The sequence below is a fragment of the Collinsella sp. HCP28S3_E12 genome (assembly GCF_052065595.1).
Lineage (GTDB): Bacteria > Actinomycetota > Coriobacteriia > Coriobacteriales > Coriobacteriaceae > Collinsella.
The window spans coordinates 166,494-187,718 of the sequence record NZ_JBQHTS010000002.1; the positions used below are offsets into that span (position 1 = coordinate 166,494).

Sequence of the window (21,225 nt, forward strand, 5' to 3'; positions counted from 1 at the left end):
GAACGTAAGGCCGTCCGAACCTCGTATGGTCCGGGCGGTTTTCTTATACCGATGCGACGTGATGGGACGTGGTATGGCAGCTACAGATATCGAGCGCGGACTTTCGACCGCCGAGGTCGAGGAGCGCATTGCCGCCGGCAAGATCAATCGCAACATGGAGCTCAAGACCAAATCGGTTCGTGAGCTTATCATCGAAAATCTCTGCACGCTGTTCAATCTGATCAACGTGATTTTAGCGATTTTGGTCATTATGACCGGATCGTTTAAGAACCTGACGTTCCTGTTCGTGGTGTTCCTCAATACCGCCATCGGTGTTATCCAGTCCATGCGATCAAAGAAGATGGTCGACAAGCTCACACTGCTGACCTCTAAGAAGGCCATCGCGGTGCGCGATGGTGCCGAGGTGGAGCTCGACTTGGACCAGATCGTGCTCGACGACATCATTCGTCTGGGGCGCGGGGACCAGATACCTGCCGACGCCGTGGTGGTATCGGGCGAGGCGCTCGTTAACGAAAGTCTGCTGACGGGCGAGAGCGACCTCATCAAAAAGCAGCCTGGCTCCGAGCTCATGAGCGGCAGCTTTATAGACTCGGGCCTGTTGCGTGCTCGCGTGGTCCATGTTGGTGCGGATAACTATGTGGCCAAGATCAACAACGAGGCCAAGTACGTCAAAAAGGTCAATTCCGAGATCATGAACGCGCTCAACGCCATCGTGCGCTTTGCGAGCGTCATTATGATTCCGCTTGGTCTGGCTCTGTTCGCCTCGAGTGTAAGCGGGTTGTGGGACGCCGCCGGTACCCCGGGCGATAGCGCGCTTTCGTGGTGCTTTTCCGAGCTGCTGGCCGGTCGCGTGCCTTCGTCGGCGCTGCTGTCCACGGTGGGCGCTCTTTTGGGCATGATTCCGCAGGGCCTGGTGCTGCTGACCTCGTCGGTGCTCGCGATTGCCACGGTGCGCCTGGCGCGCCGCAAGGTACTCGCGCAGCAGCTCTATTGCATCGAGACGCTCGCGCGCGTCGACGTGCTGTGCCTGGACAAGACGGGCACCATCACGTCGGGTCGCATGGAGGTCGAGGGCACCTATCCGTTGCCCGTTGAGGGCGTGGGCTTGGGCCCGGACGAGGCACCTGTCACCGTCGATACTGCTGTGCTCGATTTTGCGCTTGCCAATGTCGCGCGCGCGACCTCGGCTGATGCCAATGAGACCTGCCAGGCGCTGCTCAACTACTACGCCGACCGCCCGGTCGAGGTGTCCGAGCCGCTGTCGGTCATTCCGTTTTCGTCCTCCAAAAAGTGGAGCGGCGCCTCGTTTGCGCAGGGCTCCTATGTGATGGGCGCGGCGCAATTTGTGCTTTCGGAGCGTATCTTTGCGCAGGTCGAAAATCGTGTGGCCGAGCTTGCCGACACCTGCCGCGTACTTGTGGTGGCCCGTGTGGACGGCTTTACGCCCGATGGCGATATGGTGGGCGAGGCCGAGCCCCTGGGCTTTGTGACCATTCGCGATGAGATTCGCACTTCGGCCGCCGAGACCATCGGCTACTTTAACGAGCAGGGCGTGACCCTTAACGTGATCAGTGGCGACGACCCGCGTACGGTGTCGTCGATTGCACGCGTGGTGGGCGTGCCGGGGGCGGACGCTTATGTGGACGCCACGACGCTCGATACGCCGTCCAAGATTGATGCGGCGGTGGACCGCTATCACGTCTTTGGCCGCGTGACACCGCAGCAGAAGCGCGAGCTCGTGCAGGCGCTCAAGCGTCGTGGCCATACCGTTGCCATGACGGGCGACGGCGTCAACGATGTGCTGGCACTCAAGGAGGCGGACTGCTCCGTGGCCATGGCCGCCGGTTCCGACGCCGCACGCAACGTGGCCGAGATCGTGCTGGTCGATAACGACTTTGCCTCGATGCCCGCCGTGGTGGCCGAGGGCCGTCGCTCCATCAACAACCTGCAGCGTTCGGCGTCGCTGTTCCTGACCAAGACGCTGTTTTCGATGGGCCTGGCGGCGCTGTGCATCGCGCTGCCGCCGTATCCCTTTGAGCCTATCCAGATGACGCTCATTAACTTCTTCTGCATCGGCGCGCCGGGCTTTGTGCTGGGCCTTGAGCCCAACAATGCCCGCGTGAAGGGGTCGTTCTTGACCAACGTGCTCAAGCGCGCGTTGCCGGCATCGGTTGCAGTCATTTTGGCCGCGGCGCTCGATATCTTTGTGGCGCGCGTGTTTGGCTTTAGCCAGCTCACGCTGTCGACGATGTGCCTTCTCACGTCGTGCGCAGCAAGCGTGAGCCTGATCTGGCGTATCTCGCAGCCGCTCACACCCTTGCGCGTGATGCTCTTTGTATTTGTCGTCGTCGGCATCTTGGTGGGCGTTATTGGATTCCCCGAGCTGCTGTCTATCGCCAACTTGTCGATGGGCGAGGCAATTATCCTTCTGGTGATTGTGGTCTTTACTTGCAGCGTGTTCTTTAAACTCGCCACGATGATGGATTCACTTAAGCCGCGTCGCCGCCATGCCGCCACTGGCTTTGGCCGCGGCGTGCGCGTTCGCTTGGGCCGCGGTGGCGGCAAGGTGAGTTCGACGGGCTCGACGGCCGAGCGTTTTGCCAAGCGCGTCGCCGCCGACATGGCGCAGCGCCGCGAAGGTCGCACCGCTCGCGAGGCCGAAGCCCGCGCGCTCGAGGGCGTGGAAAAGACCCAGCCCAAGAAAAAGAAGGGCGCGGGCGTCAAGCGCTCGCGTGTGACCAAGTCCGCCCAGGGCATTAAGGTCTCGATGCCGAGCAAAAAGAAAAAGTAACCGCACCTCACAGGGTAGCTAATTTGGGACGGGGCTTTTTTAGCTGCCCGGCTGATGACGCGATCTATTTGGCCGATTGGCGGCCAGGGCAGCTAAAAAAGCCCCGTCCCAAATTAGCTACCCTGCGATGTTGAATTGGTGCCCTGTACCTTTAGGGGCGTAGCGATGTTATGCTCTAACCTCGATGGTTCGAATGATTCCGAAAAGAGGATGCCGTGATTTGCCCGCATTGTCTCAAGACCATAGAGGACGGCTCCTCGTTCTGCCCCTATTGCAATGCCTATGTTGGCCCGGGCGATGGCCCCGAGCACACCGAGTTTGTGTTCTGCGAAGGCTGCGGTGCCCGTCTGTCGCCTCATGACCGTACCTGTTCCAAGTGCGGGCGCCCTGCCCCGGGCATTCTATCCGAGGATGCGGCCGCATCCGACCTGGCTGCTGGGCGCACGGCTGGTTTTCCCCGCCTGACGCAGGAGCAGATCGATACCGAGGTGCCCCATGCGCCGGCCTCTGCCGCCGCGGTACTTTCCGATGCCGCCGATCCCAATGAGACCTGCGTGCTGCCGGCTTTCGACAAGGATTTTGGCATTCCCAAGGTCGATATCCCGCTGCCGGTGTCCCTTCGTGACGACGCTCAGTCCAAAAATCAAAAACCCAAGCGCAAGGTGCATCCGGACGAGGATGCCTACCACAAGCACAAGCGCCGTATTCCCAAGCCGCTCATCGTCATCGTGTTGCTCGCTGCCGTGTGCGGCAGTGCCTATTGGTTTGTGACGTCGGACCCCATGGGCGTTATGCCGGGCTTTTACGACCAGTTTGGCCAGGCCGCCAAGACGACGTTCCCCTCGCGCCAGAAGGGCGAGGCTACCGAGGAAGAGGCCAAGTCCGACGATACCGCCGAGGTGGTCCAGGAGGAGACCGTCCTTTCCGACGACCAGCTCTATACCAAGCTCGACGGTCTGTATCAGACCATCGTGTCGTATGGCGACGATGATCAGATCGGCGAGGTTGTCGACTCGTTTAACAGCGGGTACCTACGCACGCCGCTCTCCACGCGTCAGGAGCTGTCGCAGAGCGCTTATGCCCTGCGCGACCAGATCAAAAATACCCAAGGCGAGCTCAACAACCTTAAGGTGCAAGATGATACCGTCTACGCGGAGGATATCGAGCACCTCAAGCAGCTTGCCGAGTGGATGTACGAGCGCGTCGACATGATCTGCCAGAGCTGGGATATCTCGCTGTCCATTCCCGATGGCGAGTCGCTGAGCGCACGCCAGAGTGAAATCTTGGCGCCCATCGCACAGGGCGGCAACAGCGCCCTTAACCAGTACGATGCCAATGTGAGCGCCTGGAAGCCGCAGCCGCGTTCGTAATTTGCTGCCCTCCGACGGCATAACCTGCGTGCGCAATTGATGGAAGCCTGTGCTTATTGCTACAATTCGTACAAATATGCTTTAAACGCACGAGGAAGGAACCACATGTTTGGTTTTAAGAAAGAGCTTTATACGCCCGAGTACCAGCTCGCTGGTGATGAGTGTGCGATCATCGAGACGTCGAAGGGTACGATCAAGGTCAAATTTGACGGCGAGGGCGCTCCCATCCATGTGGCGAACTTCTGCGAGCTTTCCACCATGGGCTTTTATGACGGCCTTAAGTTTCACCGCTATGTGCCCGGCTTTGTGATCCAGGGCGGCGACCCCAATACCCGCGATATGTCCGGCGCTGACGTCGCCGCCGGCCTTGAGGGCCCCGACGGTATGCCCGGCACCGGTGGCCCCGGCTACTGCATCAAGGGAGAGTTTGCCACCAACCCGCGCAACAGCCATGTGGACGGTGCGCTTGCCATGGCACGTTCCATGGATCCCGATTCCGCGGGCTCCCAGTTCTACTTCTGCCTGGGCGCCCAGCACAATCTGGATTCCGGTTACACCGTCTTTGGCACCACGGTCGAGGGCCTCGACGTGATTTCGCAGCTGCGTGCCGGCGACGAGATCGTCCATGTCGAGATCGTTCACGAGTAAAAGGGGACTTCCTTGAATAGCCAGCTGATTCAACAGGGTCGAGCCGCTTATCGTGCGGGCGACTTTTCTGCAGCCGCTCAGATGCTCGGTGCGGCAAAGACCCCCAGCGAGATCATGGGCGAGGCCGACCATCTGCGTGGCAACGCTCTGATGCACCTGGGTATGTATGCCGAGGCTGCCGAGGCGTACGCGGCTGCCCTCAACGACGGCACCTATGGAAAGCGCGGCGCGCTGCTCACCAACCGTGGCAAGGCGCTCGCTGCCGTGGGTGACTATGTGACCGCAGCCCAGGCGTTCTCCGCCGCAACGCAGGATGCTTCCTATGCCACGCCGTTTAAGGCCTATCTGGGTCTTGGCAACGCGCTGTTCCAGTCGGGCGATTTCGCCAATGCAGGCACTGCCTTCCGCCAGGCCGCCATCGATGGCGCCAATCCAGCCCCCGCGGCCGCCCTTGGCGAACTCGGCCGCTGCTTCATCAAGCTTGGCCGACCGGCGGACGCCGTGGAGACCTATCGCACGGCCATCGACTTTGCCGGTCCGCGCGATGACACGCGTGCGCTTAACGCGGGTATGGGCGAGGCGCTTTCTGCCGCGGGTCGTCCTTCCGAGGCGCTCGATGCCTTTAATGCCGCCACCGCCGACGGCATCTATCAGCTCACACCCGAGCAGGCCGATGAGCTTGCCCGCGTGCACGATTCACTTGCCGCGCTTTCGGCCCAGACCGCCATGGCCACGGCCCCGGCGCCCGCCATGGATACGACTGCTGTCGATTCGCTCGATCCCACGGGTGCCACTGGCCAGTTTATGCCCGATCCGTCCGACACGGGCTTCTTTACGCTGTCCGAGTCCGAGATGGTCCAGCAGGATCGTCAGGACCGCAAGCAGGCCAAGGTCCGTCGTCGCCATCGCCATACGGGCCTCAAGGTCTTCCTGGTTTTGCTTCTGCTGATTGTTCTTGCCGCGGGCGGTTTGGGCTTTGCCTACACGCGCGGCATGGGTATCCCCTCGCAGGAGTCCGTCATCACCGATCTGTTCCAGGCTGCCGGCGACGGTGATACCGCCAAGGCCGAGTCCTGCCTGGCCTCCAGCCTGTCCGAGGACGCCAAGGCGATGATTATCTCCTCGATCCCGCAGGGCGCCACCGTCTCCATCGAGGGCATGGATCAGTCCATGACCGAGACCACCGCGAAGGTGAAGGCTTCCCTGTCCAAGGGCGGCGAGCAGGAATATACCGTCAAATTCGTGCGCTCCGATAACCATATCGGCTGGGCGGTATCTTCGCTCGACATCGATTTCTCGGCCGCTGACAACCAGTAGTGACCTTATGAGATTTGGCGCTGCCCGGTGCTTCACCGCAAGTGAGGTGCCGGGCTTGCGCTAGTATGATGGGCTAGTAGTTTTCCAGCAATCATCCAACACATCAGGAGTTGCGTTGTTTTCTTTGATGGACATGTTCTTCGGTAGCTATGCGGGCGATCTAGCCATCGACCTCGGCACCGCCAATACGCTTGTCTCTGTTCGCGGCAAGGGCATCGTCATTCGCGAGCCTTCCGTCGTCGCCATCGACAAAAACGATGAGCGCATTCTTGCAGTCGGTATCGAGGCCAAGCGTATGCTTGGCCGTACGCCCGGCAACATTGTGGCCGTGCGTCCTCTTAAGGATGGCGTCATCGCCGACTTCGATGTCACCGAGGCCATGCTTCGCTACTTTATCGATAAGGCTTCCGAGAAGCGCTATCCGTGGACCCCTCGTCCACGCGTCGTCGTATGCGTTCCCTCTGGTGTCACGTCGGTCGAGAAGCGCGCCGTGTTCGAGGCTACGATTCAGGCAGGTGCCCGCCAGGCCTATCTGATCGAGGAGCCCATGGCCGCGGCTATCGGTGCTGACTTGCCTGTCGAGGAGCCGACCGGCTCCATGGTCATTGACATCGGCGGCGGCACCACCGAGGTCGCCGTTATCGCCATGGGCGGTATCGTCGTGTCGCAGTCCATCCGCATTGCCGGCGACGAGTTCGATCAGGCTATCCTCACGCATGTTCGCGATGCCTACAATTTGGCCATCGGCGAGCGTACGGCCGAGGACATTAAGATTAAGGTCGGCTCTGCCGTGCCGCTCAAGGACGAGCTCGACGTCGAGGTCAATGGCCGCGACGTGATCACGGGCCTGCCCAAAACCGTGCGCATCGAGAGCGAGGAGATTCGTCGTGCGCTCAATAAGCCGCTCGACGAGATGGCCAAGGCCGTCAAGGACGCACTCGACGCCACGCCGCCCGATCTTGCCTCGGACCTTATGTACTACGGCATTCTGCTGACCGGCGGCGGAGCGCTGCTGCGCGGCCTCGACGTGCGCCTGCGCGACGAGACGGGCGTTTCGGTCAACGTGAGCCCCACGGCGCTCGACAACGTCGTTAACGGTTGCGCCCGCGTGCTCGAGGCCAACGCGTTTGATGGCGGTTTCGTCCAGACCAATGCTTAATTTCCAAAAGGTGGATTCCATTTGGCACGATCTTCGGGTTTCTCTTCAAATCTGAATACCAAACGACAATCAACGGGTATGCGCCCGTTGATTGTTTTCAGCCTGATTTCTGTGTTGCTGCTCACGTTTTACATTCGAGAGGGCGAGGCCGGGCCGATACATGCCGTGCGTTCGGGCGTCACGACAATCACCTCTCCGGTGCGTTTTGTTGGCTCGGCGGTGGCGGCGCCATTCAATGCCATCGGCAACGTGTTCTCCAACCTCACCGCTTCGCAGGAGTCGCTCGACGACCTTAAGAAGCAAAACGAGGTCCTCACTTCCAAGGTCGCGGAGCTTTCCGAGGCCCAAAAGACCGCTGAGCGCCTTGAGGGTCTGGTGGGCCTGCAGTCGACCTATAACCTCAAGTCCACTGCGGCTCGTATTGTCGGAGCCTCGGGTGACGCCTGGACGTCGACCGTCACCATCGATAAGGGTTCTGCCGACGGGCTTACCATCAACATGCCCGTGACGAGCTCGGCCGGCGTCATCGGCCAGATTATCGAGGTTTCGGCCAAGACATCGACCGTGCGCCTGATTGGCGACGAGAACTCTGGTGTGTCCGCCATGGTGCAGGACACGCGCGCACAAGGCATGCTACAGGGCCAGCCCGATGGCACGCTGCGTCTTGAGTACGTGAGCGTCGACTCCGATGTTAAGGTGGGCGATATCATCGTGACCTCGGGCATCGGTGGCGTGTTCCCCAAGGGACTGCCGCTCGGCACCGTGTCTTCGGTCGAGAAGTCGGCTAACGACGTGTACTACACCATTGTGGTACGTGCGCAGACCACGGCCGAGAACAATGAGGAAGTGCTCGTCATTACCTCGCTCACCGACGAGCAGTCGGCTTCGGACGAGGACGTGAGCTCGGCCAATAGTGCCCCGCAGGGCACGTCGCGCGATGCCGCGACTCAGTCTAAGGACGAGAAATCGGATGATGATTCCGACACGGCCGAAGCGTCCGATTCTGGATCGAGCGAATAGGGAGGCATGTCCATGGATCTACACGAACAGGGGACTGGCTCCCGCGCCTTTGCAATTGCCGCTATCGTCTGCGTGCTGCTGCAGGCGGGACTGGCACCGCAAATCTCCATCGCGGGCGGTCGCGTCAACTTTATGATCATCTTGGTGTGTCTGAGCGTGTTTTCGGGCGACCCTGCGCGTGCCGTCGTGTGCGGCTTTTGCAGCGGTCTGTTTTACGACCTTTCCGCCGCCGTGCCGGTGGGCGTTATGTCGCTGCTGCTGACCGTGGGCAGTTTTGCTTTGGTGCACAGCGCGGCTGGTCAGACGGGCGGCTCGCCGAGCGCGCGCGGCATTACCGTGGGCGCCTTTGCGCTTGCCATCAACGTGGTCTACAGCATCATCTTGCTGTTTATGGGTCTGGAGACGAGCTTTGTGGTGGCCATCTTTGGGCACGCTCTGCCGTCCTCGATCCTGACGGGCTTGATTGCCATTCCGTTTTTGATGTCCGGCGCCGCTCCGCAGTCTGGCTATGGGTTCTCCGCGCGCGGTGGGCGTCAGACGGGCATGCGCTTTAAGCCCAAGACCCGTAAGCTCAAATAGGGGAGGCCTCAAGATGTCTTCCCAGTTGACGGTTGTTGTCGCCGGTATCGCGCTGGTCGTGGCCATTGTGGTCGCGCTGGTCATCATGCGCCGCGGCGACTCCCGCTTTACCTACGACACACAGCACGGAACGGCCCCGCGCGCCACCGAGGGCGAGGGCAATACGGCCGCCACGGCCTTCAAGGGCCGCTTCTCCATCCTCACCACGGGTGTGGGTGCCATGTTTGCCGCGCTTGCCGTTAAGCTGTGGGGCATGCAGATGGTCTCGTCGGACTACTACGACAAGCAGGCCAAGAGCAATCAGACCCGTACCGTTACCACGCCGGCCGTGCGTGGCCGCATCTTGGACCGCAACGGCGTCGCACTGGTGCAAAACCGCCCCTCGCTCGCCGTCGTCGCCTATCGCGATCTTGCCGACGACAAGGTGCTGGTGCGTCATCTTGCCAACGTGCTCGGTATGCCGTATGTCGCGGTGCTGCGTAACATCCAGGACAATTCCGAGGGCGCGCAGAGCCTGCATACGATCGCGACTGACGTGCGCCGCTCTACCGTCGCCTACATTCAGGAGCACGCCGGTGAGTTTCCCGGCGTGAAGATCGCCGAGCGCACCGAGCGCCAGTACCCGTATGGCGAGACCGCCTGCCATATTTTGGGCTATACCGGCACCATTACCTCCGAGCAGCTCGAGGCGCAGAACAAGAAGTCGTCGGACGGCAACGAAAGCGCGGCTGGCCAGATCTCGTATCAATCGGGCGATATTGTGGGTCAGGCGGGCGTAGAGATTTACTACGAAAATCTGCTGCAGGGCATTCGCGGTGAGCAGACCGTGAAAGTTGACGCCTCGGGTAACGTTACCGGTCAAGCCGGCGCCGTTCCCGCCAAGGCCGGTTCTGACATTAAGCTTACGCTCGATCTTAAGATTCAACAGGCCTGCGAGACGGCTCTGGCGAATGCCATTGAGCTTGCCAAGACTACGGGCCATAGCAATGCCGGCAACGGAGCCGTGGTGTGCCTCGACCCCAACAATGGCGAGATCTTGGGCATGGCAAGCGAACCCAAGTTTGATCCTTCTGTCTTTATCGGCGGTGTTTCCAATGACGTGTGGACCGAGCTTAACGATGACGAGGGCTCGCATCCGCTGCTCAACCGCGCCATTAGCGGCCAGTACATGTCCGCCTCGACCATCAAACCCCTCTCGGCGTTGGCTGGCCTCGAATTTGGCACGTACACTTCGAGTCAAACGACCAACTGCACGGGATATTGGACCGGCTTGGGCAAATCCTGGGGAAAGTACTGCTGGCTGCACTCCGGCCACGGCACGATGACGCTGCAGTCCGGTATCGCCAACTCCTGCGACCCCGTGTTCTACGATATGGGCAAGGCCTTTTTCTACAACGACCAGCATCCCGAAGGCCTGCAAGAGGTCTTTCGCCGTTGGGGCCTGGGCAAGACCTGCGGCATCGACCTGCCGAGTGAGGGTGCGGGCCGCATTCCCGATGCCGAGTGGAAAGAGTCGTACTTTACCGACGCCTCGGCCGAGGACCGCAAGTGGAATGCCGGCGATATGACCAACATCGCCATCGGCCAGGGCGACATTCTGGTGACACCGCTGCAGATGGCCTGCGCCTACATGGGTATTGCCAACGGCGGCAAACAGTATGTGCCTCATGTGTTCTTGTCTGCTGTCTCGCGTGATGGCGACGGCGATGCCTACAAGTACAACGGCAAGGGCAAAAAGAAGCGCCTTGAGGCCCAAATTAACAACGATGCCGATCTTGCGCTGGTCCGCAACGGCATGCACGATGTGATTTACTCGGCGTCGACTTCGACCGCCGCGCACTTTAACTCCCTGACCCCTACGGTCTACGGCAAGTCCGGCACGGGCGAGAAGAGCGGCGAGGACGATTACGCGTGGTTTTGCGCCTACGCGCCGGCCGATGACCCCAAGTACGTGATCGCCACTGTCTTGGAACAGGGCGGTGGCGGCTCCGATACCGCGCTGCACGTTGTGCGCGATGTCCTCGGTGCGATTTATGACGAGCCCGACACGTCGACGGCCACGGGCGATTCCTCGGTTCGATAGGAGGTTGCGATGGACTTTTCGCCGGCGGACCTGTTCCGCTCAACCAAAACCGGCTCTCGCAGCAGCCTGGACCGCGTTAACAAGCAGATTTCCGCATCGCGCGGAACGTTTCGCCAAAAGGTGCACGTCGGCGTGCTGTTGGCGACCGTGGCGCTCGTCACCTATGGCGCCATTATTATCTGGTCCGCCTCGCAGTTTAAAGCCGATGCCTCGTTCTCGCGTCACCTGCTGGGTATCGGTATTGGCGCGGTGCTGGCGGTGCTCGTCTGGCGCACCGACCTGCGCGGCATTTCCAACTTTTCGACGGCCCTGCTCGTCATCGATCTCATCGTGATCTTCTCGCCTAAGATTCCGGGCCTGTCCTACACGGGCGGCTTGGGAATGACGGGTTGGATCAAGATTCCCGGTATCGGTTTAACATTCCAGCCCGTTGAGCTTGCCAAGCTCATCACCATCTTCTTTATGGCCACGCTTGGCTCGCAGTACAACGGGCGCATCGATACCGCTCGCGACTACATTAAGCTCTGCGGCATGCTGTCCGTTCCGTTTTTGGCCGTCGTCGCCATGGGCGATTTGGGCTCGGGTCTGGTCGTGCTGGTGTCGGGCGCCATCGTCATCTGCATGAGCGGTGCGCGCCGCGAATGGGTGCTGTCGACTTTGGCTCTGCTCGTGGGTTTGGTGGCGCTCGTCCTGGCGCTCGATTCGGTCTTCGATTCGCTGCTCGGTCACGATGTGCTCATTAAGCAGTACCAGATGAATCGTCTGACGGTCTTCATCGACCCCGACAACGCCGATTCGGACGATGCGTATAACCTGCAGCAGTCGTTGATCGCGGTCGGCTCGGGCGGTTTCTTTGGTAAGGGGCTGGGGCATGCGACGCAGTCGGCCGGCGGCTTCCTGCCCGAGTTCCACACCGACTTCGTCTTCGCCTTTTTGTCAGAGACGTTCGGCTTCTGCGGTTCCTTTTTGTTGCTGTGCCTGTACGTGCTGCTCATCTTCTCGACGATCCGCGTCGCCTTTAAGTGCGAGTCTCTGTTTCTACGCTTGTCATGCGTGGGTATTGTCGGCATGTGGGCATTCCAGACGTTCGAGAACATCGGCATGTGCATTGGCATGATGCCGATTACCGGTATTCCGCTGCCGTTCATTAGCTTTGGTTCGTCGTCGATGATGATCCAGTTGTTGACGGTGGGTATCGTACAATCCATATGGCGGCATCGTTCGGGCGCCGCGTAACCGCTGGAGGGGTTTGCCATGAAGATTCCCGTGGAAAAGCTGACTCGCGCTTTTAAAATGGGCGCGACCACCAAGAGGGATTCCGATACGCCGGTGCGCGTTTCGGTCTACCTGGATTCGACCGCCTCGCGTTTTTTGGTCGAGACGGTGCGCGATGCCTTTGTGCCGCAGACGACGTCGGGTATTGTCCGCGTTGAGCGCCTGGGTGAGGAGCGAATCGTCCCCAAGACCGATACCGACGTGGTGCTGGTGCTTTCGTGCGGATCTGAGCGCCTTGAGAGTGCTGTACAGGAGCTTGTGATCGCCGGCGCGCCCGTGTGCGTGCTTGCCGAGTCCGCTGTCGAGGTGCCTTTTATCCAGGAGTCCACGCCCATGCTCGGCGTGGTAGCGGCCACCGATAAGACGTATCTGCTCGAGACACTCGCCCGCTGGATCCTGGACCGTACGGAAAAGGAGACGGCCTTTGCGGCGAACTTTGCCTTTATGCGCATCGCCGCCGCCAACCGCATCATCACCTCGTGCGCGCTTACCAATATGGCGACGGGCGCGCTGGTGTTTTTGCCGGGGGCCGATTATCCCGTTATGGCGCTGGCACAGGTGGGCATGCTCTTTGAGCTTGCGGCCATCTTTGGACGCGGCATTAAGCCCGAGCGCGGCTACGAGGTCGCGGGCGTGCTTGCCGGCGGCTTGGTAATGCGCGCCGTCACTCGCGCCTTGGTAAAGCAGACGCCGCATATCGGCTTTGCCGTCAAGGCACTCTCCGCCGCCGTCGGCACCTATGGCATGGGCCGTGCGCTCGTGTCTCTCTACGAGCGCGATATCGACTACAGCCGTGCCAACGAGGTGGTTGCCGCCACGTTCTCGCGCGTCCGCGACCTGGTGACCACGGTTGTCGGCGCTACCCGTCCCATGAATCCTTTTGAGGATGCATCCGATCTCGCTGCTTAGGGGTTTCTTTTGCGCGTTCCATACCAAGACTGTTTTCATTTGATCGAGCCGCTGCTCGCGAAGGTCGAAAAGCCGAGTCGCTATATCGACCACGAGTGGGGTACGCTCTCCAAGGCCGATGCCGACTATCGTTGCTGCATGATTTACCCGGACGTGTACGAGGTCGGCCTGCCCAACCAGGGTATCGCCATCCTGTACAACATCCTTAACCAGGCCGAGGGCATCTCCTGTGAGCGCGGTTATGTGCCGTGGCCCGATATGGGCGATGCCATGCGCGAGGCCGGTATCCCGCTGCTGTCGCTCGAGGGCGCAGCGCCCGTGGCCTCGTTTGATATCGTCGGTATGCACGTTCCGCACGAGATGGCCGTGACAAACTTTCTCGAGGCGCTCGACCTCGCCGGCATTCCGCTGCTGGCGGCCGACCGCACCGAGGACGATCCCATCGTCGTCGCCGGCGGACCTTCGGTTTATAACCCCGAGCCGTATGCGGCCTTCTTTGATGCCATCCTGATTGGCGAGGGTGAGGAGTCGCTGCTCGAGATCTGCCACCTGCATCGCCGCCTGCGTGACGAGGGCGTCCCGCGCGCCCAGATTGTCGAGCGGCTCGCGACCGTCTCCGGTACCTACGTGCCGTCGCTGTACGAGGTGCGCTATGACGAACCCTGCTCACCGCACGGCTACACCGTGCCGTGTGAGGGTAAGGACGTCCCGCCGGTGGTCTACAAGCGCGTCGTCGAGGACTTTGGCGCTACCAATCCGTTGTCGCAGTCGTGCGTGCCCTATGCGCAGCTCGTTCACGATCGCCTGTCTATCGAGATCCTGCGCGGCTGCGCTCGCGGTTGCCGTTTTTGCCAGGCCGGCATGACGTATCGCCCGGTGCGCGAGCGCTCGGCAGACCAGATCGTGTCCTCGGTGATCCAGGGCCTGGAAAAGACCGGCTATGACGAGGTGTCGCTTACCTCGCTTTCGACCACCGATCACTCCTGCATCCGCGACGTGCTCGGTCGCCTTAACCGCCGCCTGGAAGATACGGGCATTCGCGTGTCCATTCCCTCGCAGCGCCTGGATTCGTTTGGCGTGGATATGGCCGAGTCGGTCGCCGGAGAAAAGAAGGGCGGCCTGACGTTTGCCCCCGAGGCCGGCAGTCAGCGTATGCGCGACATCATCAACAAGAACGTGACCGAGGAGGACGTGGACCGCGCGGCCAAGGCGGCCTTCGAGGCCGGCTGGAACCGCATGAAGCTCTACTTTATGATGGGTCTTCCCGGTGAGCGCGATGAGGATATCGTGGCCATCGCCAACCTGGCCGACCATGTGCTCGAGCTCGGCCGCTCCGTGGTACCCAAGGCGCGCCGCGGCTCCATCTCGGTGTCCATCTCGGTGTCGGTGTTTATTCCCAAGGCCGCCACGCCTTTCCAGTGGTGCCCGCAGCTCGATTACGACGATGTCAAACGCCGCCAGAAGCTCCTCATTACGAGCGTTCGCAACCGTGCGGTCCGCGTGCACTACCACGATGCCGAGACCTCGCTTATCGAGGCGGCGCTGTCTCGTGCAGGCCGCGACATGACGCCTGTCATCATCGATGCCTGGCGTGCCGGTTCGCGTTTTGACGCCTGGGTGGAGCATTTCTCGCTCGATAACTGGAAGGAGGCCGCGGCCAAAAACGGCATCGACCTCAACGAGCTCGTGCACCTGCCCTACGAGCTGGACTGGCACCTGCCCTGGGAGCACGTGAGCCCCGGTTGCTCGCGCGGCTTCCTCGAGCGCGAATACCGTCGCTCGCTGGAGGGTGTCACGACGCCCGACTGCACCCGCACGTCGTGCACCGGCTGCGGAATCTGCCCCACGCTCCACGCCAAGAACGTATTGGTGGGTGATCGCGCATGAGTGAGCGCTTGACCGACAACCCCACGCTCTTTAGGCTTCGCGTTCGCTACGGCAAGCGCGATCGTCTCAAGTACCTGGGCCATTTGGAACTAATCCATACCATTGAGCGTATCGTGCGTCGCGCGGGGCTGCCCTATGCTGTGACGCAGGGTTTCTCGCCGCATATGCGTGTGGGCTTTTCGTCGGCGCTGCCCGTGGGCACGTCGTCGACCTGCGAGTGGTATGACCTGTTTATGACTGAGTTCGTCGCGCTCGACGAGGCCTTTGGGCGCCTGGCCGCGGCATCTCCGGCTGATTTGGCGCCCATCGAGGCCGCCTACATCGACGTGCGCACGCCGGCGCTGACGGCGCAGCTCACGCGCCTGTCGTACCGTATCGACCTGCACCTGGACCCTGAGGCGCCGGTCGCTGTCGACGAGGTGCGTCGCGCAATCGACACGTTGCGCGCGGCCCACGGCATCGACTATGCGCGCGGCAAAAAGAGCAAGCGCCTGGACTTGGACCATACGCTCGTGGGCTACGAGCTTAAGGCGGGGGAGCGCCCGGACCATCTGGTGCTCATACTCGACACCCATGCCGACAACGAGGGCTCCATGCGTCCGGAAATTTTGCTTTCTGCTGCTGATGTTTTGTTGCAGGGCTTGACCCCGGGCGTCGATGCACCTATTGTTTCCACCGGTATGCAAGACCTCGTGACCATCTGCTCCTACGATGTCGAGCGTCAGAATCAAGCATGCGAAGACGACGAGGGCCGACTCGTCAGCCCCATACCTGTGCGAACTTGTGGATTTGCTCCACATACTCGTTGACGGGGGTATTATCGCCTGCTACTATATTCGGCTGTTGCACTAACTGATGCATGAAGGGCAAGTAAACATGTACGCAATCGTTAACACGGGCGGCAAGCAGTACAAGGTCGCCACCGACGATGTCATCACCGTCGAGAAGATCGAGGGCAATGAGGGCGACAAGGTCACCCTGCCGGTCATCTTCCTCAACGATGGTAAGAAGATCGTCACCGATCCCGACAAGCTGGCCAAGGCCAAGGTTACCGCTCAGATCGTTGAGCAGTTCAAGGGCGAGAAGCAGCTGGTCTTCAAGTTCCACAAGCGTAAGCGCTATCGTCGTCTGAAGGGTCACCGTCAGCAGCTCACCAAGCTGAAGATCGTGAAGGTTCAGGCTACCTCCCGCGCCAAGAAGGCTGTCAAGGCAGAGGCTGAGGCTGTTGCCGAGGCTCCCGTCGCCGAGTAGATTACACTCGTAACGAAAGAGTAGGTATACACAATGGCACACAAAAAAGGACTCGGTTCCTCCCGTAATGGCCGTGACTCCCGCGGTCAGCGCCTTGGCACGAAGCGCTTCGCCGGCCAGACGGTAACCACGGGCACGATTCTCGTCCGTCAGCATGGCACGCACATCCACCCGGGTGCGAACGTTGGCCGTGGCAAGGACGACACGCTGTTCGCGCTGGTCGACGGTACCGTTGAGTTCCACAAGGGTATCAAGCACAGGGTCAGCGTACGCCCGCTCGCGAACGCGTAATTCACCCTTCATAGAGCACATATGTGGGAGGCACTTGAGTTTTAGGATTCAAGGGTCTCCCTCTTTTTTGTAGGAGGCGATTCTGTTGTCACAGTTCACCGATATCAGCCGCATTAACGTTTGCGGCGGCGACGGCGGAGCCGGATGCATGTCGTTTAGGCGCGAGGCATTTGTTCCCAAGGGCGGCCCTGATGGCGGCGACGGCGGTCGTGGCGGCAATGTCGTCATCCAGGCCGATGCTCAGCTGTCTTCGCTGATCGATTACCGCTTTAAGCATCACTTCCGTGCCGAGCGCGGCACGCACGGCCAGGGCGCCCGTCGCAATGGCAAGAGCGGCGAGGACCTGATTTTGAAAGTTCCCATGGGCACCGTAGTCCGCGAGCTCGATCCCGAGACGCAGACCCCGATGTTCGAGATTGCCGACCTGGTGCACGATGGCGAGCGCGTTGTCGTGGCGCCCGGTGGGGCCGGCGGTCTGGGCAACACCCACTTTGTGACGTCGGTGCGCCGCGCGCCCGCGTTTGCCCAGCTGGGTGAGCCTGCCGAGGAGCACTGGATCGAGCTCGAGATGAAACTTATGGCCGATGCCGCGCTCGTGGGCTTTCCCTCGGTGGGCAAGTCCTCGCTCATTGCGCGTATGAGCGCCGCCCGTCCCAAGATCGCCGACTACCCGTTTACCACGCTTGTGCCCAACTTGGGCATGGTGCGTGCCGGCGAATATTCTTACGTCGTCGCCGACGTACCGGGTCTCATCGAGGGTGCGAGTGAAGGCAAGGGCCTGGGTCACCAGTTCCTGCGCCATATTGAGCGCACTGCTTTGATCATGCACGTTGTCGATATGACGGGCGGTTTTGAGGATCGCGACCCGGTCGAGGACTATCGCATCATTAACCGCGAACTCGAGCAGTATGGTGCCGAGCTCTCGGAGCGCCCGCAGATCGTTGTCGCCAACAAGTGCGATGCGCCGGGTACGGCCGATAAGATTGCCGACCTTAAGCGTGCAGCGCTCGACGACGGCCACATGTTTTTTGCCGTTTCTGCCGTGACGGGTGCCGGCCTCAACACCCTGATGCTTGCCGTGGGCGAGCAGGTGGCTAAGCTTCGCGCGGAGCTTGCGGTCTCTGATGAGCCGGTCGATTTGCGCGATGAGGAGTGGGAGCGTCGCCGTCTGCAGCGCGAGAAGCGCTTCCGCATTGTTGAGGAAGAGCCCGGTGCTTTCCGTGTGGTCGGCCGTGCCATCGAGCGCATGGTTATCCAGACCGACTGGGAAAACGAGGAAGCTGTCATCTACCTGCAGCATAAGTTTGCGCGCATGGGTGTTGACGATGCGCTCGAGAAGGCCGGCTGCCGTGCGGGCGACGAGGTTCGCATTTGCCAGCGCGCCTTTGACTTTGAGGGCGCCGAGGACTTCTTGGAGTTCGAGGACGAGCTCGAGGATGCAGGCGTTGAGGTTATTGACGTAGCGGCCGAGGGTGCGGACGTGGCTCATGTCGCCGAGGGCTCCGAAGGCGCTACCGAAGTCGACGTTATTGAGACCCCGGAGGGCGAGTAGGCCATGTCGCTGCGCGGTGGAATCGGATTGCCTGAGCTGCCCATCAAGGATGGGCACGAGTTTCGGCTTGGCATTATGGGCGGCACCTTTGACCCGATTCATTACGGGCACTTGGTTACCGCCGAGCAGGCTCGCGAGTCGCTCGACTTGGACGCCGTGCTTTTTATGCCGGCCGGCTCTCCTGCCTTTAAGCTCGACAAACCGGTGACGCCTGCCGAGGACCGTTATGCCATGACGGTCCTCGCGACTGCCGCGAACCCGGCCTTTTTGGCAAGCCGCTTCGAGATCGATCGTGCCGGTGTCACCTATACAGCCGATACGCTGCGTGCCCTTCGCGAGTTTTACCCGCCACAGGTGAAGCTTTACTTTATTACGGGTGCCGATGCGATTATCGATATTGTGACCTGGCACAATGCTCACGAGATTGCCGAACTGGCAACCTTTATCGCTGCGACGCGTCCCGGCTTTGACATCGATACGGCCCGGGCGAGGATTAAGGAATCGGGGCTGCCATTCGATGTGCGCTATATTCAGATTCCGGCGCTGGCAATTAGCTCGACCAACATTCGCAAGCGGGTTGCCCGCGGCATGAGCGTGCGCTATCTTACGAGCGAGTCCGTGCTCGGCTATATCCGTAAACGCGGCCTGTATGCCGATCTTGGGCAAGACGATTTTGATTGACGGGGGGGGAAACGTTGTCGGTAGAAGATCAGTTTGAGGGCGACGAGCGCGCGCTCTTGACGCGTATCCACGAGTTGCTCGATGTGCGCATGAAGGATAAGCGTAAGCGCTACGTGCATTCGCTCGGGGTTGCCGAGACGGCGCTGCACCTAGCCGAGGTATACGGTGTCGACCGCTTTGATGCCGCTGCCGCCGGCCTGATCCATGACTGGGACAAAGTGCTCTCCGACGACGAGCTGGTCACGCGCGCTCTGCATTACGGCATTAAGATTGCCGGCTCTCCGTCTGCCGCGACGCCGCTTTTGCATGGCCCGGTTGCCGCCTATGAGCTTCCGCAGCTTTTTCCCGAGCTGTCGCCGGCGGTCTTTCAGGCTGTCGACCGTCACACCGTGGGCGCTTGCGACATGACGCCGCTCGATATGGTGGTCTTTGTGGCCGATGCCATCGAACCCAACCGCCACGGCGATTATGCCCATGCGCTGCGCAAGATGGTGGGGAAGTCCTCGCTCGACGAGTTGTTCTTCTCCTGTTTTGCGCAGGGTCTGGTCTATGTGATCCAGTCCGGGCGCTATCTTTATCCCACGGCTATTACGATTTACAACCATTACGCCCAGCTGCGCTAGCTCGGGTGCGTCTAGAAAGAGGTATTCCATGGCCGATGAGACCATGACCGACGAGCAGATTCTTGAAGGTGCGGAGCACAAGAGTTTCGTGGCCACGTCCGACCGCACCGCCGCGACGCTCTCCGCCAGCGGTGTCGCCGCCGAGGATGTCGCCCGCGCTGCCGCGCAGGCCGCCTACGACAAGAAAGGCGAGGACGTTCAGGTGCTCGACCTGACTGAGCTTTCCGATGTGTGCGACTACTTTGTCCTTGCTACCGGCACCAACAACCGCCAGGTTGATTCCATCGTCGACGAGATTGAGGAGAAGGTCGCCGAGGCTTGCGGCGAGCACCCGTTTTCCATTGAGGGCCGCGAGCAGAAGACCTGGATGCTCATGGACTACGGTTCGGTTGTCGTCCACGTCTTCACTCCCGAGGCGCGTGAGTTCTACCGCCTCGAAAAGCTCTGGGGCGACGCTCCCCAGCTCTCCCTGGACCTCCTCTAGTAGCTCATTTGGGACGGGGCTTTTTTAGCTACCCTCAAGTATTTCGCCGGGCAGTCGCGTTTTTCCGCGGCCGCCCGGCTTTCTTTTTGCCCAAAAGTAGCTAATTTGGGACGGGGCTTTTTTAGCTACTACCTACCGTTCGCCGAACATCGCGATTTATAGCTCCCAGTACGTTTTTTCTACTCTGGCTCGGGTAACGTAATTGTTATCTGTAGAGGAGGGGATGCGTATGACTCGGACTGCGCGAGAAATCTCTGTATATGGTTTTTACCATGTCGTCCAAAAGGGATGTGCCGACCAACTCATATTTGAGGATGACGAAGATCGGCTCTATCTGATTCGGCTGATTGCTTCGAAATGCCAGAAGTTTAAAGTGGATGTCATCGCGTGGTGCCTTATGGATAACCATATTCATCTTCTGCTTGACGACGAGCATGTTCATCTGAGCGATTGCATGCATTCGATTACGACGGCGTATGCCATGTATTTCAACTCAAAGACAGGCAGGAAGGGGCCTGTTTTCCAGGATCGATTTAAGAGTGTGCCGATCCTCGATGATGATCAGCTGCTCAACTGCGTGAGATACATTCACGACAATCCCGCGAAGGCGAGGATTGGGACCGCTTCGCTGTATCGATGGAGCAGCTTTCGCGAGTATATGGGATATCCGGGTATCTGTAAAACGGATTGCGTTCTCGGGTTGCTCGGTGACTCTCAGAGATTTTTTGCCTTCAGCACCTCGGGTGAGCCCAATCGCTATTGCTTCCGTGACGGCGCTCATGTGAGCGACACAGATGCGCTGGAGTTTGCGCAGGCGCTTCTTAAGCCGTACGAGCCTCATCACCTTAAGGCTTTGCCAAAGGGGGCGCGCGATGCCTGCATTCGTACTTTGAAGAGCGAGGGCTTTTCGATTAAACAGATCGTCCGCCTTACGGGCATTGGGCACTGCACCATACAAAAGGTCAAAGTCAAAAAATAGCTCATTTTGGACGAGGTCCGTGTTGCGACCGCGTCAGGTATGGGTTGGGTAGCTAATTTGGGACGGGGCTATTTTAGCTAACCCTACAAATCGGTTGAGTTTTATTCCGGCCCCGGGTGATTCGCTGCCAGCTGAAGGGTAGCTAAAAAAGCCCCGTCCCAAATTGAACTGCCTCCCATTTCTTGGACATGAGAAATGGGAGGCTTTTTATGCGTGTCGACTTGAGGGTGAAGCACGACATCGAGGCCAGGAAGGCGGCGATCGGGCTCTTCGAGCGAGGCCACGGCTCCGAGTCGGCGGCGAAGGCGTTGTCGGTCCCGCGCGAC

Annotated in this window: 19 protein-coding genes; all 19 read left to right on the plus strand. The window is 60.3% G+C overall.

What is annotated here, in order from left to right; genetic code table 11:
* Positions 1 to 73: 73 nt before the first annotated feature.
* Entirely contained in the window at positions 74 to 2,791 is a 2,718-nt protein-coding gene (locus ACTNBY_RS01540; RefSeq protein WP_441063110.1) for an HAD-IC family P-type ATPase, read from the plus strand.
* Between the two features lie 215 nt (positions 2,792 to 3,006).
* On the plus strand, positions 3,007 to 4,161 hold the full coding sequence (locus ACTNBY_RS01545) for a double zinc ribbon domain-containing protein (RefSeq protein ID WP_441063111.1): 1,155 nt from the start codon (positions 3,007 to 3,009) through the stop codon (positions 4,159 to 4,161).
* Between the two features lie 105 nt (positions 4,162 to 4,266).
* Positions 4,267 to 4,809, plus strand: coding sequence for a peptidylprolyl isomerase (locus tag ACTNBY_RS01550; RefSeq protein WP_154516178.1), 543 nt, complete (start codon positions 4,267 to 4,269; stop codon positions 4,807 to 4,809).
* Between the two features lie 12 nt (positions 4,810 to 4,821).
* Complete coding sequence (locus ACTNBY_RS01555) at positions 4,822 to 6,126, plus strand: tetratricopeptide repeat protein (RefSeq protein WP_427726917.1); 1,305 nt, start codon at positions 4,822 to 4,824, stop codon at positions 6,124 to 6,126.
* A gap of 127 nt (positions 6,127 to 6,253) precedes the next feature.
* Positions 6,254 to 7,285 carry a rod shape-determining protein gene (locus tag ACTNBY_RS01560; protein ID WP_006236061.1) on the plus strand — a complete coding sequence of 344 codons (1,032 nt, stop codon included), beginning with the start codon at positions 6,254 to 6,256 and terminating at the stop codon, positions 7,283 to 7,285.
* Between the two features lie 78 nt (positions 7,286 to 7,363).
* Entirely contained in the window at positions 7,364 to 8,305 is a 942-nt protein-coding gene (gene mreC, locus ACTNBY_RS01565) for a rod shape-determining protein MreC (RefSeq protein ID WP_441063112.1), read from the plus strand.
* Between the two features lie 12 nt (positions 8,306 to 8,317).
* The gene (locus ACTNBY_RS01570) at positions 8,318 to 8,884 is read left to right on the plus strand and encodes a hypothetical protein (RefSeq protein ID WP_441063113.1); all 567 of its coding nucleotides are present in this window, start codon (positions 8,318 to 8,320) and stop codon (positions 8,882 to 8,884) included.
* Positions 8,885 to 8,897: 13 nt separating this feature from the next.
* On the plus strand, positions 8,898 to 10,967 hold the full coding sequence (gene mrdA / locus ACTNBY_RS01575; RefSeq protein WP_154516187.1) for a penicillin-binding protein 2: 2,070 nt from the start codon (positions 8,898 to 8,900) through the stop codon (positions 10,965 to 10,967).
* A 9-nt stretch (positions 10,968 to 10,976) separates the two neighbouring features.
* Positions 10,977 to 12,203: an FtsW/RodA/SpoVE family cell cycle protein gene (locus ACTNBY_RS01580; RefSeq protein ID WP_154516190.1), complete on the plus strand. Its 1,227-nt coding sequence runs from the start codon at positions 10,977 to 10,979 to the stop codon at positions 12,201 to 12,203.
* Between the two features lie 18 nt (positions 12,204 to 12,221).
* A complete protein-coding gene (locus ACTNBY_RS01585) occupies positions 12,222 to 13,151 on the plus strand; it encodes a YcjF family protein (protein WP_441063114.1) in 930 nt (309 codons plus the stop codon).
* Positions 13,152 to 13,160: 9 nt separating this feature from the next.
* A complete protein-coding gene (locus ACTNBY_RS01590; protein ID WP_441063115.1) occupies positions 13,161 to 15,038 on the plus strand; it encodes a TIGR03960 family B12-binding radical SAM protein in 1,878 nt (625 codons plus the stop codon).
* Positions 15,035 to 15,847: a TIGR03936 family radical SAM-associated protein gene (locus tag ACTNBY_RS01595; protein WP_427726904.1), complete on the plus strand. Its 813-nt coding sequence runs from the start codon at positions 15,035 to 15,037 to the stop codon at positions 15,845 to 15,847. Before ACTNBY_RS01590 ends, ACTNBY_RS01595 begins: the two co-directional genes overlap by 4 nt.
* Positions 15,848 to 15,914: 67 nt before the next feature.
* Positions 15,915 to 16,289 (plus strand): 50S ribosomal protein L21, encoded by a 375-nt coding sequence (gene rplU, locus ACTNBY_RS01600; RefSeq protein WP_035138585.1) that lies wholly within the window; start codon positions 15,915 to 15,917, stop codon positions 16,287 to 16,289.
* A 33-nt stretch (positions 16,290 to 16,322) separates the two neighbouring features.
* Entirely contained in the window at positions 16,323 to 16,580 is a 258-nt protein-coding gene (rpmA, locus tag ACTNBY_RS01605; protein WP_154516202.1) for a 50S ribosomal protein L27, read from the plus strand.
* An 85-nt stretch (positions 16,581 to 16,665) separates the two neighbouring features.
* Positions 16,666 to 18,132, plus strand: coding sequence for a GTPase ObgE (obgE, locus tag ACTNBY_RS01610; protein ID WP_441063116.1), 1,467 nt, complete (start codon positions 16,666 to 16,668; stop codon positions 18,130 to 18,132).
* 3 nt (positions 18,133 to 18,135) lie between these two features.
* Positions 18,136 to 18,813, plus strand: a complete 678-nt coding sequence (gene nadD / locus ACTNBY_RS01615) for a nicotinate-nucleotide adenylyltransferase (protein WP_427794396.1) — start codon at positions 18,136 to 18,138, stop codon at positions 18,811 to 18,813.
* Positions 18,814 to 18,902: 89 nt separating this feature from the next.
* Positions 18,903 to 19,436: a bis(5'-nucleosyl)-tetraphosphatase (symmetrical) YqeK gene (yqeK, locus tag ACTNBY_RS01620; protein WP_427718844.1), complete on the plus strand. Its 534-nt coding sequence runs from the start codon at positions 18,903 to 18,905 to the stop codon at positions 19,434 to 19,436.
* Positions 19,437 to 19,464: 28 nt separating this feature from the next.
* Positions 19,465 to 19,920, plus strand: coding sequence for a ribosome silencing factor (gene rsfS / locus ACTNBY_RS01625; protein ID WP_427726898.1), 456 nt, complete (start codon positions 19,465 to 19,467; stop codon positions 19,918 to 19,920).
* A 229-nt stretch (positions 19,921 to 20,149) separates the two neighbouring features.
* Positions 20,150 to 20,899, plus strand: a complete 750-nt coding sequence (locus tag ACTNBY_RS01630; protein ID WP_195838550.1) for a transposase — start codon at positions 20,150 to 20,152, stop codon at positions 20,897 to 20,899.
* The last annotated feature ends 326 nt before the right edge of the window (positions 20,900 to 21,225 follow it).